We start from the raw sequence: 15691 nt of genomic DNA, 5'->3' as shown, positions 1-15691 counted from the left end.
CGCCGTATGAACCTGATCGAAATCCGCGACCTCAGCGTCGCTTTCAGCGGCCAGACCGTGGTGCGCAACCTGAGCCTGGATATCCGTCCTGGCGAATGCCTGGCGCTGGTGGGTGAATCGGGCTCGGGCAAGTCGGTGACGGCGCATTCGATCCTGCAACTGCTGCCCGAAGCCGGTACGCGCACCACAGGCTCGGTGAAGTACCGTGGCCAGGAGTTGATCGGGGCGTCGCCAGCCACCCTGCAAAAGCTGCGTGGCAACCGGATTGCAATGATCTTTCAGGAGCCGATGACCTCCCTCAACCCGCTGCACAGCATCGAAAAACAGATCGGCGAAACCTTGCTGCTGCACAAGGGCCTGGGCGGCAAGGCGGCGCAGGCGCGCATCCTTCAATTGCTCGACCTGGTGGGCATCCAGAAACCCCGGGAGCGGCTCAAGGCTTACCCGCACCAACTCTCCGGTGGCCAGCGCCAGCGGGTGATGATCGCCATGGCCCTGGCGTGCGAGCCGGAACTGCTGATCGCCGACGAACCGACCACCGCGCTGGACGTCACCGTGCAACGCAAGATCCTGCTGCTGCTCAAGTCCCTGCAGGAACGCCTGGGCATGTCGCTGCTATTGATCAGTCACGACCTCAACCTGGTACGCAGCATTGCTCAACGCGTGTGCGTGATGCGCGCCGGGGACATTGTCGAGCAGGCGGACTGCCAGACCTTGTTCAACGCACCGCAGCACCCTTACAGCCGCCTGCTGCTGGACGCCGAGCCGAGCGGTGACGTGCTGTGCCGTGATGAACGCGAAACGGTGTTGCAGGTGGACGACCTGAGCGTGCAATTCCCGCTCGGCGGCGGTCTGTTTCGACGCAAGACCTACCTGCGCGCAGTGGATGGCATCAGCCTCAGCGTACAGCGCGGCAAGACCCTGGGGATTGTCGGCGAATCTGGCTCGGGCAAATCCACCCTGGGCCAGGCGATCCTGCGTCTGCTGGAGTCCACCGGCAGCATCCGCTTCCAGGGCGCGGCCCTCGACCCGCTGAACCCTCAGCAGATGCGCCCGTGGCGCAAGCAGATGCAGGTGGTGTTCCAGGACCCCTATGGCAGCCTCAGCCCGCGCATGTCGGTGCAGCAGATCATCAGCGAAGGCCTGGAAGTGCATGCGCCGTGCAGCCTGGAAGATCGCGACGCCCAGGTGATCCAGGTGCTCAAGGATGTGGGCCTCGACCCAGAGAGCCGGCATCGTTACCCCCATGAGTTTTCCGGCGGCCAGCGTCAACGCATCGCCATCGCCCGCGCATTGGTGCTCAAGCCTGCACTGATGCTGCTCGACGAACCCACTTCGGCACTCGACCGGACAGTGCAGAAACAGGTGGTAGCGTTGCTGCGTGAGTTGCAGGAAAAATACGGCCTGACCTACCTGTTTATCAGCCATGACCTGGCCGTGGTACGCGCCATGGCCCATGACATGATTGTGATCAAGGACGGCAAAGTGGTGGAGCGCGGCGCGAGCCACGACGTGTTCGATGCACCGCAACACCCTTACACCAAAGAGCTGCTGGCAGCGGCGCACATCCCCTTGTAGGAGCGAGCTTGCTCGCGAAGCACAAATAGGCGACACGGGGTATCGGGCAGCGCTGCGTTATCGTTGATGTTTTTCGCGAGCAAGCTCGCGCCTACAGGATTCTGCACGCATGAGTACCAGCCTCAAGGACTACCAACAGGTTCGCGGCCAGGCGATCCAGTCGCTGTTCGAGATCATCGAGCAGTCCAGTGAAGGCACGGTGATTGTCGACCGCGACGCAAATATCGTCTGGATGAACGAGCGCTACGCCAAGCGCTTCGGGCTCAACAGCGCTGACGAAGCCATCGGCCAGCCCTGTGAGAAGGTCATTTCCAACAGCCTGCTGCGCCAAGTGGTGCGCACCGACCGGGCGATTCTGCTGGATATCCAGGACACGCCCAAAGGCCCGCTGGTGGTGATGCGCCTGCCGATCCATGACGATGCCGGGGCAGTGATCGGGGCGATTGGCTTTGCGCTGTTCGATGAACTGCGCAACCTGTCGCCGATGATCGAACGTTACCTGAGCATGCAACAGGAGCTGGCGTCGACCCGCTCGCTGCTGCGCAAGCGTCAGAGCAAGTACAACTTCGCCCACTTTATCGGCACCAGCACTGCCAGCCTGGAAGTCAAACGCCGGGCACGCCGCAGTGCGAGTGCCGAGTCACCGGTATTGCTGCTGGGCGAAACCGGCACCGGCAAGGAGCTGCTCGCCCAGGCGATTCATGGCGCTTCGAATCGGGCGAGCAAAGCCTTTGTCAGTATCAACAGCGCGGCCATCCCCGCAGACCTGCTCGAGGCCGAATTCTTCGGCACCGCCCCCGGCGCGTTTACCGGCGCCGACCGCAAGGGGCGCCCCGGCAAACTGCAGATCGCCCAGGGCGGCACGCTGTTTCTCGATGAAATCGGCGATATGCCGCTGCCGCTGCAAAGCAAACTGCTGCGGGTGCTGCAAGAAAAGGAATATGAACCGGTCGGCTCCAACGAGATGCTGCACAGCGATGTGCGCGTGATCGCCGCCACCTCCATGGACCTGGAAGCGGCGGTCAAGCGCGGTGAGTTTCGTGCGGACTTGTATTACCGGCTCAACGTGCTGCCGATCCAGGTGCCGCCCTTGCGTGAGCGCCTGGAGGACATCCCGGCGCTGAGCGAGGCGATTCTTGAAGAACTGCTCAGCCGCCACGAACTCGCCCCCGAGGCTCTGGGGTTGCTGGCGCAACATGCGTGGCCGGGGAATATCCGCGAGCTGCGCAATGTGCTGGAGCGTGCGGCGTTGTTGAGTGATGACCTGGTGTTGAATGCCGCAGACATTCGAGCGGCGATCGGTACGTTCAGCCCGGTGGAGCGCAGTACGCTGCGGGCGATCGAGGGTGAGTCGTTCAGCACTGCACGGGAACGCTTTGATCGGCAGGTGATCACGGGCGCACTGCAAGCCTGTGACGGCAATGTGGTGGAGGCGGCCAGGCGCCTGGGGCTTGGGCGGTCGACGCTGTACAAGAAGATGGTGGCGCTGGGCATCATCCAATCTCAATAAAGAGATACAAATCTCAAAGTAGAGACATCCTTCTGTGGGAGGGGGCTTGCTCCCGATAGCTGCATTCCTGCTGGCACAAGTACCGACTGAAACACCGCTATCGGGAGCAAGCCCCCTCCCACATTGGATCTACACTTGTCTCAATTAAGAGACAAATATTCTAAATACTGCTTATAAATCAAAATATTTCTATATATATCAATAAGTTAATCTATTTGGCATGCATCTAGCTATAGCTCCTCTCCAAAGCACCACCCCACAAAAATAACAATCTGGAGACACACCATGAGTGTGATCATTGCCCTGGCAGCCCTGGCGCTGCTGATGCTGGCTGCCTACCGTGGCTATAGCGTTATCCTGTTTGCGCCCATCGCCGCCCTCGGCGCGGTACTGCTCACCGACCCCTCCGCCGTCGCCCCTGCCTTTACCGGGGTGTTTATGGAGAAAATGGTCGGCTTCATCAAACTGTATTTCCCGGTGTTCCTGCTTGGTGCGGTGTTCGGCAAGCTGATCGAGCTGTCGGGCTTTTCGCGTTCGATTGTTGCCGCAGCGATCCGCCTGCTCGGCACCCGCCAGGCGATGCTGGTGATCGTGCTGGTCTGCGCCCTGCTCACCTACGGCGGCGTGTCGCTATTCGTGGTGGTGTTCGCGGTGTACCCGTTCGCCGCCGAGATGTTCCGCCAGAGCAATATCCCCAAGCGCCTGATTCCGGCGACCATCGCCCTCGGCGCGTTCTCGTTCACCATGGACGCCCTGCCCGGCACACCGCAGATCCAGAACATCATCCCCAGCACCTTTTTCAACACCACGGCGTGGGCAGCGCCGTGGCTGGGGCTGATCGGCACGATTTTCGTGTTCTGCGCCGGCATGCTCTACCTGACACGCCAGCGCAACAAGGCACAACGCGCCGCCGAGGGTTATGGCACCGAGTTGCGCAACGAACCGGAAACCGCCGAAAACCTGAGGCTGCCCAACCCTTGGATCGCCCTGTCGCCACTGATTCTGGTGGGCGTGATGAACCTGTTGTTCACCCACTGGATTCCACAGTGGTACGGCAAGACCCACAGCCTCAGCCTCCCGGGCATGAGCGCGCCGGTGACCACCGAGATCGCCAAGCTCACCGCGATCTGGGCGGTGCAGGCGGCACTGTTGGTGGGCATCCTGATGGTGCTGGCATTCGGCTGGTCGGCGATCAAGAGCAAGCTTGCCGACGGCAGCAAAAGTGCGGTCAGCGGCGCCTTGCTGGCGGCGATGAACACCGCGTCGGAATACGGCTTCGGCGCGGTGATTGCCTCGCTGCCGGGCTTCCTGGTGCTGGCGGACTGGCTCAAGGGTATCCCCAACCCACTGGTCAACGAGGCGATTACCGTGACCCTGCTGGCCGGTATCACCGGTTCCGCCTCCGGCGGCATGAGCATCGCCCTGGCGGCGATGTCCGAGAGCTTTATTTCGGCGGCCCACGCGGCCAATATTCCGCTTGAAGTGCTGCACCGGGTCGCGGCCATGGCCAGCGGCGGCATGGACACCCTGCCCCACAACGGCGCGGTGATCACGCTGCTGGCGGTCACCGGCCTGACCCACCGCGAAGCCTACAAGGACATTTTCGGCATCACCCTCATCAAGACCCTCGCGGTCTTCGTGGTGATTGGTACTTTCTACGTCACCGGCATTGTGTGAGGTTTTCATGACGACTTTGAATGGCAAGACCGCCCTGGTTACCGGCTCCACCAGCGGCATCGGCCTGGGCATCGCACTGAGCCTGGCCAAGGCCGGCGCCAACCTGATCCTCAACGGCTTCGGCGATGCCAGCGCGGTGATCGCCCAGGTACAGGCGTTCGGCGGCAAGGTCGGCCACCACCCGGCCGACGTCAGCGATCCGGCGCAGATCGCCGACATGATCGCCTATGCCGAGCGTGAGTTCGGCGGCGTCGATATCCTGGTCAATAATGCCGGTATCCAGCATGTGGCGGCGGTAGAAGATTTCCCGGTGGAGCGCTGGGACTCGATCATCGCGATCAACCTGTCCTCGGTGTTCCACAGCACACGCCTGAGCTTGCCTGGGATGAAGGCCAAGGGCTGGGGGCGCATCGTCAACATCGCGTCGGTGCACGGCCAGGTCGGCTCGGTGGGCAAGGCGGCCTATGTGGCGGCCAAGCACGGCGTCATCGGCCTGACCAAAGTCGTGGGCCTGGAGACGGCCACCAGCAACGTCACCTGCAACGCTATCTGCCCAGGCTGGGTGCTGACACCGCTGGTGCAGAAGCAGATTGACGATCGTGCCGCCGCGGGTGTCGATCCGCAGCAGGCGCAGCACGACCTGCTGGCCGAGAAACAACCGTCGCTGGAATTTGTCACCCCACCGCAGCTGGGCGAGTTGGTGCTGTTCCTGTGCAGCGAAGCCGGTGCCCAGGTGCGCGGCGCCGCCTGGAATATTGACGGCGGCTGGCTGGCGCAGTAATCCAGGCACTGAAGATTCAAATAGGGGTGGGCAGCCCGCCCCCCTATTTGATCGTCGTTGACGAACAAGAGATTCGCCTATGTCCGACATCCTCTGGCAACCCTCCCCGGAACGCATCGCCAACACGCGCATGGACCAGTTCCGCCGCTACATCAACCAACGCTACAGCGTGCAGCTCGACGATTACCCCGCCCTGCACCAGTGGAGCATCGACCAGCGCCCGGATTTCTGGCAGGCCATCGTCAGCTATTTCGACGTAGCGTTTCGCAGCCCGCCCATTGCGACGCTGATCGAAGAGGCCGAGATGCCCAGCGCCCAGTGGTTTCCCGGCGCCACGCTGAACTTCGCCGAACACCTGCTGCGCCGCCGCGATGAGCACCCGGCCGTGGTCGCCATCAGTGAGGATGGCCACCGCGAAGCCTTGACCTACGCCGAACTGGCCCAGCATGTCGCCGGCTTGCAGCGCAGCCTGCGCGACGCCGGCGTAACCCAGGGCGACCGCGTCGCCGCGTGCATGCCCAACACCTGGCAAACCCTGGTGGGCATGCTGGCCACCAGCAGCCTCGGCGCGATCTGGTCGTGTTCGTCGCCGGACTTCGGCACCCAGGGCGTGATCGACCGCTTCGGCCAGATCGAGCCCAAAGTGTTGATCACCTGCGCCGGTTACCGTTATGCAGGTAAAGACATCGACCAGAGCGCCAAGCTCAATGAAATCCTCGAACGCCTGCCGTCCCTCGAGCAGCTGATCATCGTGCCGTACGCACGGCCTCAGGCGCGGGTCGACGACTACCGCAGCCGAGCCAGGGTCACGCTGTGGCACGACTTCTATCAACCTGGCGGCGAGCCTGAGTTTGTGGCCGTGCCGTTCGATCACCCGCTGTACATTCTCTATTCCAGCGGCACCACCGGCGTGCCCAAATGCATCATCCACGGCACCGGCGGCGTGCTGCTCACCCATCTCAAGGAGCACGGCCTGCATGCCGACCTGTCCAGGGATGATTGCCTGTTCTACTACACCACCTGTGGCTGGATGATGTGGAACTGGCTGGTGTCGGTGTTGGCCCTTGGCGCAACCGCAGTGCTATATGACGGCTCGCCATTCCACCCTGGGCCTGAGCGGTTGATCGATCTGATCGATGCGGAACACATCAGCGTGTTCGGCACCAGCCCGAAATTCCTCGCCACCCTGGAAAAAGCCGGGCTGCAACCGCGCCTGAGCCATGATCTGCACAGCCTCAAGGGCCTGATTTCAACCGGCTCGCCGCTGTCGCCCCACAGCTACGACTATGTGTACCGCGAGATCAAACCCGAGCTGTGCCTGGCGTCGATGTCGGGCGGTACCGACATCGTCTCCTGTTTTGTGATCGGTAACCCGGTGCTGCCGGTGCGGCGTGGCGAAATGCAGTGCAAGAGCCTGGCGATGGCCATCGAAGTGTGGGACGAACACGGCCGGCCGTTGATCGGCGAAAAAGGCGAGCTGGTGTGCACCCGACATTTTCCGGCGATGCCGATCGGCTTATGGAACGATCCGGACCAGCAGAAACTGCGCGCCTCGTATTTCAGTCAGTTTCCCGGGGTGTGGGCTCAGGGCGACTACGCCGAGCAGCGCCCCCATGGCGGCCTGCTGATCCACGGGCGCTCGGACGCCGTGCTCAACCCCGGCGGCGTGCGGATCGGCACCGCAGAGATCTATCGCCAGGTGGAAAAAATCCCGCAAGTGCTGGAAAGCCTGGCCATCGGCCAACGCTGGCAAGACGATGTGCGTTTGGTGCTGTTCGTACGCCTCAATGACGGTATCGAGCTGGACGACGCCCTGCAACAGCAGATCCGCCAGGTGATCCGCGCCAACACCACACCGCGCCACGTGCCGGCCAGGATTCTCGCCGTCTCCGATATCCCGCGCACCATCAGCGGCAAGATCGTCGAATTGGCGGTGCGCAATGTGGTTCACGGCGAGCCGGTGAAAAACACCGACGCCCTGGCCAACCCGCAGGCCCTGGCGCAGTTTCGCGACCGCCCTGAACTGGCGACATGAAGCGGAAAGGTTTCAGCCTGACGCACTGATTTGAAGACAAACGCCCAATGCATGCTATTTTTCGTGGGGTAGTCAGCCGTTCCCCTATCACGGGATAATCGGCTTTTGTCGTATTTCAAAGCGTCAAGCGTAGGGTTTTTTTCATGAATGGAACATCCACCGACAGCGAAGCAGCAGTCTTGATCGCGCGGCTGGACTGGGCGCAAAGCCCTCTCGGAGATGCGGCTAACTGGCCGCAAAGCCTGCGCACCGCCGTCGATATCGTCGTCCACTCACCGATGCCGATGCTGCTGTTGTGGGGCAGCCAACTGACCCAGCTCTACAATGATGGGTTCGCCCGGCTCGCCGGCAACAAGCACCCCGAGGCCTTGGGCCGACCGGCACATGAAACCTGGCCGGAGCTTGAGAGTTTCGCTGCGCCGATCTATGACGCTGTCCTTGGCGGGCAGGTACGCACCTTCAGCGAACAGCGCTTCGTCTTGCAGCGTAACCACCGCGACACCGAGATCTGGCTCGACCTGACCTACAGCCCGGTACGCAATGAGCACGGCACGGTCGCCGGCATCCTGGTCACCGCGATTGAAACCAACGAACGCCGCAGCAAAACCCTCGAACTGCAGCAACGCTCCGAAGACAGCCTCAAGGCCCAGCACAACACCGAACAACGCCTGCAACTGGCCTTGGCCGCGACCGACGCGGTAGGCACCTGGGATTGGGACATCAGCGAAGACCGCTTTATCGCCGACGCCCATTTCGCCTACCTGCACGGCGTCGACCCGCAAGACGCCGACCTGTTGCCGATCAGCGCGTACCTGCAAGGCGTGCACCCCGAAGACCGTGGCATGGTGGCGCGCAGCATCAAGCACTGCATCACCTTCGGCACCGAATACGCCGAGGAGTACCGCTTGCTGCAAGCCGACGGCCAGTTGCGCTGGGTGTTTGCCCGCGGCCGCTGCTACAAGGACCCGCAGGGTCGCCCGGCACGTTTCCTCGGTGCCGCACTGGACCTGACCGAACGCAAGCACACCGAGCAGGCCCTGCGTCAAAGCCAGACCGAATTGCAGCTGATCATCAACGCCATGCCGGTGCTGATCGGCTACGTCGACCACGAAGAGCGCTTTCGCCTGAACAACAGCGCCTACCTCGACTGGTACGGCCTGACGCCCCAGGAGCTGTACGGTAAGAGCATCCGTGAAGTGCTCGGCGACGAGGTGTATGCCGGGCGCGCCGACAAGATCGCCGCCGCCCTCAAGGGCAAGGCCTGCAGTTTCCTGACCATCACCCCGCATCGCGACGGCCGGGCGCGCCACGCCTTGATGAAGTACCTGCCGCGTTTCAGCAATGACGGTTCGGTCAACGGCTTCTACATCTTTGTGATCGACGAGACCGAACGCATCCTCACTGAAGAAGCCTTGCGTCACCTCAACGAAAACCTTGAAGAACGCGTGGCCCAGCGCACCCAGGCGCTGGCCGAGGCCAACCAGCGCCTGCAAAACGAAATGTTCGAGCGCGAGCGCGCCGAAGACGCACTGCGCCATGCGCAGAAGATGGAGGCGGTGGGCCAGCTCACCGGCGGCATCGCCCACGACTTCAACAATATGCTCACCGGCATCATTGGCAGCCTGGACCTGATGCAGCGTTATATCGCCGCCGGGCGCAGCGACGAAATCGGCCGTTTCACCGACGCGGCGGTGTCCTCCGCCCACCGCGCGGCCGCCCTCACCCACCGGCTGCTGGCGTTTTCACGGCGCCAGTCGCTGGACCGTCGGCCGATCGATCCCAACCAGTTGGTGGCCTCCCTGGAAGATCTGTTCCGCCGCACCAAAGGCGCGCATATCACGCTCAAGGTGCAATTGGGCAAGGACATCTGGCCGGTCAACACCGACGCCAGCCAACTGGAAAACGCCCTGCTCAACCTGGTGATCAACGCGCGCGACGCCATGCCCGACGGCGGCGAATTGCTGATCGAAACCGCCAACAGCTATCTGGACGGCACTGATATCACCACCCTGGAACCGGTCAAGGCCGGCGATTACGTGATGCTCGGCGTATGCGATAACGGCACCGGCATGGCGCCGAAAATCCTCGCCAAAGCCTTCGACCCGTTCTTCACCACCAAGCCCATCGGCCAGGGGACGGGCCTGGGGCTGTCGATGATCTACGGCTTTGCCCAGCAGTCCGGCGGCCATGTGACCATTCACAGCGAACCGGGCCAGGGCACCTGCGTGCGCCTGTACCTGCCGCGTCTGCATGGCACCGCACTGGAGAGCCGCCAGCCCGCGAACTTGAGCGAAGCCCCGTTGGCATTGGCCGGTGAGTCCGTCGTGGTGGTCGAGGACGACCCTGCCGTGCGGATGCTGGTGGTCAACGTGCTCGGTGAACTGGGCTACACCGCGCACCAGGCTGGCGATGCACGCACGGCGCTGCCGTTGCTGGAGTCGGACCTGCGTGTCGACCTGCTGGTGACCGATGTCGGCCTGCCGGGCCTGAACGGCCGGCAACTGGCGGAAATCGCCCGCCAGCACCGCCCGGGCCTGCGGGTCTTGTTCATGACCGGCTACGCCGAAAAAGCCGCCGAGCGCCAAGGCTTTCTGGAAGACGGCATGGACATGGTCGCCAAACCCTTTTCCATCGAGTTGCTGGCCACGAAAATCCGCAGCATGATCGGCGTTGACGCCTGAGTTCAGGCATAATCGCGCGCCCTGACGTTTGACCGTTGCAAGGTAACAAGATGAAAGCCCTAGCCCGTCACATCCTGGTGAAAACCAGTGAAGAAGCCGAACAGCTCAAGCAACGCATCGCCAAGGGCGAAGCGTTTGATGTGTTGGCCAAAAAGTACTCCACCTGCCCATCGGGCAAGCGCGGCGGCGACTTGGGCGAAGTACGGCCAGGGCAGATGGTCGGGGCGATCGATGCGGTGATCTTCAAGAAACCGGTGAAGGTGGTTCACGGGCCGATCAAGAGCAAGTTCGGGTACCACCTGGTACAGGTGTTCTACCGCGACTGAGTGTTCGACTTCAAACCGCTATCGGGAGCAAGTCGAACCGTCGCACCGCCCCTCCCACAACTGTGGGAGGGGGCTTGCTCCCGATCCGCCAGAGGCGGCCATTCACCTGGGAATCAATGCCCCTGGCACCTGGATCACCCGGCTAGCCAATCGATGCCCAGCCAAAGCCGCCTGCTCAGGCGAGCCGCCCTTCAGCCGACAAGCCAGATACGCCGCACTGAACGAATCCCCCGCTGCCGTGGTGTCCACCACCCTCTCCACCTTCAAGGCCGGCACCGCAAAACGCTCGCCATCACAACGGATCAGACACGCATCCGCCCCACGCTTGAGCACCACCTCGGCCAAACTCGGATACGCTGCGAACACCTGCTCACTGTCGGCATAGCCAAACAATGCACGTTCGTCATCCTCGGTCAGCAAGGCGATATCCACCTCGGCCATGACCTGGTGATACGCCGCGCGCGCCGCCTCGACAGTGGCCCACAGCCGGGGGCGGTAGTTGTTGTCGAACACCACCTTGCCGCCGCGTCGACGGGTTTCGATCAGGGCCTGCAGCAAGCGCTGACGCCCGACCTCACCCAGTACCGCGAGGGTGATGCCACTGAAATACACCACGTCGTAACCCGGCAAGGCCGCGAGGATCGGTTCGGCCGCAGGCGTGGTGAAACAATCACGCACGGCGGCCTCGTTGCGCCAATAGAGAAATTTGCGCTCGCCGTTGGCGTCGGTCTGGATGCAGTACAACCCCGGCAAGCGCCCAGGCAAGCGCTGGACCATGCCCAGGCCCACGCCTTCTTGTGTCCACTGGGCACACATGGCATCGCTGAAACTGTCATCGCCCAGCGCGGTGACGTAGTCGACACTGCCGCTGTCGCCCAGCTCACGGCGCAGGTACACCGCCGTGTTCAAGGTGTCACCGCCGAAGCTCTGGTGCAGGCTGCCGTCGGCGCGGTGTTGCAATTCGATCATGCATTCGCCGATCAGGGCGATGTGCGGATGGGTGCTCATAGCGATGGTCTCGGGTGTGGCTGATGGCCTCATCGCGAGCAAGCCCGCTCCCACATTTGGAATGCATTTCAACGGTGGGGCGGGCGTGCTCGCGAAAGGAGCGACTCGGTTCAGAAGCAGGTTTCCAGGGACTCGATCACCTGCAACTGCTCATCGACCAGGCAGCCGACTTGCCACTTGTCGAAGGTCAGGCACGGGTGCGAAGTACCGAACGAAAGGATATCGCCGATGCGCAGTTCGACCCCCGGCGCCACGGTCATGAACGCATGCTGGTCCATCACCGTCGTGACCTTGCACGCGCTCACATCATCACCTTGCGCCGGCACAATACCGGCCTTGTAGCGCTTGAGCGGCACCGGCAGACCGGCGTCGTAGGCTACATCGCGCTTGCCCAGGGCGATCACCGCAAAGCCCGGTTCAGGCAGCGACTGTACATGCGCCCAGACTTCCAGGGCCGGGCGCAAGCCTTCGTCGAGGTCGCTGCGGCGGTTGAGCACGCAGCACTGCGCCTCTTTGTAGATGCCATGGTCGTGGGCCACATAGCTGCCCGGCCGCAATACGCTGAGGAAACGGCCGGCGGCGTTCTGGGTTTCGAAAGACTCGGCGATCAGGTCATACCAGGCCGAGCCCGATGCCGTGATGATCGGCTTGGGCAGGTCGAAAGCGCCGCTGTCTTGCAGCTCCACCGCCAAACGCACCAGGCTGGCGGCGAACTCGCGAATGCCGCTGACGGCATGCTCGCCGTGGATCACGCCTTCATACCCTTCGATGCCGGTCAGCGCGAGCGCCGGCTGCGCCTTGATCGCCTTGGCCAGGTCACGCACTTGCTGCTCGCTGCGGCAACCGCAACGGCCTCCGACCACGCCGTACTCGATCATCACGTTCAGGCGCAGGCCACGGGCGGCGAAGAACAGGCCCAGGTCGGCGACATTGTCCGGGTGGTCGACCATGCAGTGAAAGTCGAAATCCTGATCGGCCAGCAGGTCGGCGATCAGCGCCATGTTCGGTGCGCCCACCAGCTGGTTGGCCATCAATACACGGCGCACACCACCGGCATAGGCCGCACGGGTTTGCACGGCGTTGGCCAGGGTGATGCCCCAAGCGCCTGCCGCGATCTGGCGCTGAAACAGCGCGGGCATCATGCTGGTTTTGCCATGGGGCGCGAGCTCGGCGCCGCTGTTGCTGACAAACGCCTGCATCCAGCGGATGTTGTGTGCCAGGGCGTCGCGATGCAGCACCAGCGCCGGCAGGCTGACATCACGGACCAGGTGGGCTCCCACTGCGGCGGCGCCCTTTTCGACAGCATTGAAGGCAGACATGACATGCTCCTATTCGTTGATGCGACGGGCCAGGTTGTTGGCGCTTTCGATCAGCACCCGGCGATAGTCGTGGTAATGGGTGATGGCATCCGCACGCGGTGCGACGATGCACAGCGTCGCGATGCTGACGCCCTGCGCGTCCCTGACCGGGGCGGCAAAGCAATGGGTAAAGGTGTCGGCCACACTGTCGAAGGAAAAGAACCCGTCGAGGGTGGCCTGACGGATTTGCGCCAGGAACGTCTCCAGCGGCAAGCGTTGGCCGTCCGGCAGGATAAAGTCGTCGGGGTCGATCAAGTCGATGATCTGCTGGTCGCTCAAGTGCCCCAGCAACAGGCGCCCGGACGCGGTCCATGGGATCGGCGCGTTTTCACCGATGTCCGACGAAATGCGGAAATGCCGCTCGCCTTCGCGCATCAGCGCCACGGTGTATTTGCGCCCGTTGAGCAGGCACATCTGCGCGGTTTCGCGGGTCTGGCTGACGATTTCCTGCAAGGCATGGTCAGCCTCGCGGGTCAGGTCGAAATGGCGCAGGTGCGCCTGGCCGAGAAAATACAGCTGGCGGCCCAGGTAGACATGGCCGTCCTTGCCCACGGTTTCCAGGATGCGCCGCTCGAGCAAGGAGGCGACCAATTCGTAGACCGTGGACTTGGGGCTGCCGATGCCGTTGGCAATATCATTCGGGCGCAGGGGCTGGCCGACTTCCTTGAGAAAATCGAGGATATCGAATGCACGGTCCAGGCCTTTGGCGCGGCGTTTGATGGTGTCTTCGGTCATAACGGTAATCGGTCCGAGTTATTGATCGTTCCCACGCTCCGCGTGGGAACGCATACCGTGACGCTCTGCGTCACAGAAGCGAACGCAGAGCGTCCGAGGCGGCGTTCCCACGCAGAGCGCGGGAACAATCATTTAGAGTCGGGGCATTTAGCCTTTTTTCTTGTAAGCCACGCAATCGATCTCGACCTTGCAATCGACCATCATGCTGGCTTGTACGCAGGCCCGCGCCGGAGCGTGTTCCGGGGTGAAGTATTCGCCGAAGACCTTGTTGAAACTCCAGAAGTCCCGTGGGTCTTCCAGCCACACGCCAACGCGGACCACGTCCTTGAGTTCGTAACCGGCCTCTTCGAGGATCGCCACCACATTGCGCAGGGTCTGCCGGGTTTGCTCGACGATGCCGCCGGTGATGATTTCACCGTCCACCGCCGGCACCTGGCCCGAGACGTAGAGCCAACCGTCCGCTTCCACCGCACGCGCAAAAGGACGTGGCTGGCCGCCGCCGGCGGTGCTGCCGGTGCCGTAACGAGTAATGCTCATAAAATAACTCCTGATTAAAAACGAATGTTCTTCAAAAATTCAGCCAGGCGCGGCGATTGCGGGCGTTCGAAGATGTCCTTCGACGAACCTTGTTCCTCAATGCGCCCCTGGTTCATGAATACGATCTTGTCAGACACTTCATAGGCGAAGCGCATTTCGTGGGTGACCAGCAGCATGGTCATGCCCTCTTCCGCCAAGCCCTTGATCACACTGAGCACCTCACCGACCAGTTCCGGGTCGAGGGCCGAGGTGACTTCATCGAACAACATCAGGCTGGGGTTCATGGCAATGGCGCGGGCAATCGCCACGCGCTGTTGCTGGCCGCCCGACAATTGCCCGGGGAAGTGGTTACGCCGCTCCAGCAGGCCGACGCGGTCCAGCCATTTTTCGGCCAGGGCCACGGCTTCATCCTTGTTCATCTTCTTGACCTTGAGCAGGCCAAGGGTGACGTTCTGCAGCGCCGTCAGGTGCGGGAACAGGTTGAATTGCTGGAACGCCATGCCGGTCATCGCCCGGTGCTGGGCGATCACGCGCTCGGGGTGGCGCACACGCTTGCCGGCAACTTCGCTGTAGCCGATGGACTCGCCGTCCAGGGTGATCTGCCCGCCCTGGAACTCTTCGAGCAGGTTGACGCAGCGCAACAGCGTGGTCTTGCCCGAGCCGCTGGAGCCGATCAGCGTCACCACGTTACCGCGTTGCATGGACAGGTCGACGCCCTTGAGCACTTCCACCTGACCGTATTGTTTACGCAGGCCACTGATGTTCAGCAGCGGTTGCTGGGTTTGAGGTTGATTCATGGCAAGGCCACCCGCTTTTCAAGGTAACGCCCGAACAGCTCGATGGCGTAGTTGATGACAAAGAACAGAAAACCCGCGAACAGGTAGAACTCCAGGGTCATGAAGGTACGTGCGATCACCTGCTGGGTGCTGAGCAGCAACTCGGCCACGCCGATCACCGAGAGCAAGGTCGAGGCCTTGACGATTTCCGTGGAGGAATTAACCCAGGTCGGCAGGATCTGGCGCAGCGCCTGGGGCAACAGCACGTAACCCAGGGACTGGTAGAACGTCAGGCCGATGGCCTTGCCCGCCTCCAGTTGCCCACGCGGAATGGCTTGCAGTGCGCCGCGCACGATTTCCGAGACGTGGGAACCACAGAATAACGTCAGCCCGACCGCGCCGGCCTGGAATGCGCTGATGTGCCAGCCGAGGGCCGGCAGCATGTAGAAACACGCCAGCACCAGCACGAACACCGGCGTACCGCGGATCAGGTCGACATACAGACGAAACGGTGCACGCATCCAGAACTTGCCGTACGTCAGGATCAACCCGGCGACGATGCCGATCAGCGTGCCGAAAACAATCGCCAGCGCCGAGCAATACACGCTGGTTTCAAACCCCGCCCAAAGGGTATCCCGGGCGACCCACAACTCGTGCAACCAGCTGGGAGATTCGTACATGGAAACCCT

Annotated in this window: 13 protein-coding genes; 7 read left to right on the top strand and 6 right to left on the bottom strand. The window is 62.5% G+C overall.

The annotated features are described in order from the left end of the window. Window positions 1-6 precede the first annotated feature (6 nt). The 7 genes from DK870_RS23350 (at window position 7) to DK870_RS23320 (ending at window position 10588) form a co-directional block, all read left to right on the top strand. The gene (locus tag DK870_RS23350) at window positions 7-1578 is read left to right on the top strand and encodes an ABC transporter ATP-binding protein (protein WP_090370575.1); all 1572 of its coding nucleotides are present in this window, start codon (window positions 7-9) and stop codon (window positions 1576-1578) included. A gap of 109 nt (window positions 1579-1687) precedes the next feature. Next, on the top strand, window positions 1688-3088 hold the full coding sequence (locus DK870_RS23345; RefSeq protein ID WP_161549798.1) for a sigma-54-dependent Fis family transcriptional regulator: 1401 nt from the start codon (window positions 1688-1690) through the stop codon (window positions 3086-3088). Between the two features lie 285 nt (window positions 3089-3373). Continuing rightward, window positions 3374-4765: a GntP family permease gene (locus tag DK870_RS23340; protein WP_161549797.1), complete on the top strand. Its 1392-nt coding sequence runs from the start codon at window positions 3374-3376 to the stop codon at window positions 4763-4765. Window positions 4766-4772: 7 nt separating this feature from the next. Further along, window positions 4773-5546: a 3-hydroxybutyrate dehydrogenase gene (locus DK870_RS23335; protein WP_060752570.1), complete on the top strand. Its 774-nt coding sequence runs from the start codon at window positions 4773-4775 to the stop codon at window positions 5544-5546. Between the two features lie 79 nt (window positions 5547-5625). Further along, complete coding sequence (locus DK870_RS23330; RefSeq protein ID WP_161549796.1) at window positions 5626-7581, top strand: acetoacetate--CoA ligase; 1956 nt, start codon at window positions 5626-5628, stop codon at window positions 7579-7581. A gap of 143 nt (window positions 7582-7724) precedes the next feature. Continuing rightward, window positions 7725-10262 carry a PAS domain-containing sensor histidine kinase gene (locus tag DK870_RS23325; protein ID WP_161549795.1) on the top strand — a complete coding sequence of 846 codons (2538 nt, stop codon included), beginning with the start codon at window positions 7725-7727 and terminating at the stop codon, window positions 10260-10262. 50 nt (window positions 10263-10312) lie between these two features. Further along, window positions 10313-10588: a peptidylprolyl isomerase gene (locus DK870_RS23320; protein WP_060752567.1), complete on the top strand. Its 276-nt coding sequence runs from the start codon at window positions 10313-10315 to the stop codon at window positions 10586-10588. Between the two features lie 102 nt (window positions 10589-10690). Here DK870_RS23320 and DK870_RS23315 read toward each other — a convergent pair whose 3' ends face one another. From DK870_RS23315 to DK870_RS23290, 6 genes are all read right to left on the bottom strand, one after another. Beyond that, on the bottom strand, window positions 10691-11596 hold the full coding sequence (locus DK870_RS23315; RefSeq protein ID WP_161549794.1) for a sugar kinase: 906 nt from the start codon (window positions 11594-11596) through the stop codon (window positions 10691-10693). Between the two features lie 110 nt (window positions 11597-11706). Further along, window positions 11707-12915 (bottom strand): amino acid deaminase, encoded by a 1209-nt coding sequence (locus tag DK870_RS23310; protein WP_161549793.1) that lies wholly within the window; start codon window positions 12913-12915, stop codon window positions 11707-11709. A gap of 9 nt (window positions 12916-12924) precedes the next feature. Next, the gene (locus DK870_RS23305; RefSeq protein ID WP_060752564.1) at window positions 12925-13689 is read right to left on the bottom strand and encodes an IclR family transcriptional regulator; all 765 of its coding nucleotides are present in this window, start codon (window positions 13687-13689) and stop codon (window positions 12925-12927) included. Between the two features lie 147 nt (window positions 13690-13836). Next, window positions 13837-14226 carry a RidA family protein gene (locus tag DK870_RS23300; RefSeq protein WP_060752563.1) on the bottom strand — a complete coding sequence of 130 codons (390 nt, stop codon included), beginning with the start codon at window positions 14224-14226 and terminating at the stop codon, window positions 13837-13839. Between the two features lie 14 nt (window positions 14227-14240). Next, window positions 14241-15023: an amino acid ABC transporter ATP-binding protein gene (locus DK870_RS23295; RefSeq protein ID WP_161549792.1), complete on the bottom strand. Its 783-nt coding sequence runs from the start codon at window positions 15021-15023 to the stop codon at window positions 14241-14243. Continuing rightward, window positions 15020-15682: an amino acid ABC transporter permease gene (locus tag DK870_RS23290; protein WP_060752561.1), complete on the bottom strand. Its 663-nt coding sequence runs from the start codon at window positions 15680-15682 to the stop codon at window positions 15020-15022. Before DK870_RS23290 ends, DK870_RS23295 begins: the two co-directional genes overlap by 4 nt. Window positions 15683-15691: the final 9 nt, after the last annotated feature.

The organism is Pseudomonas sp. Q1 (genome assembly GCF_009935975.1).
GTDB classification, from domain to species: domain Bacteria; phylum Pseudomonadota; class Gammaproteobacteria; order Pseudomonadales; family Pseudomonadaceae; genus Aquipseudomonas; species Aquipseudomonas palleroniana.
Note: the sequence above shows the minus strand (reverse complement) of the source record. Positions and strands in the feature narration are given on the sequence as shown.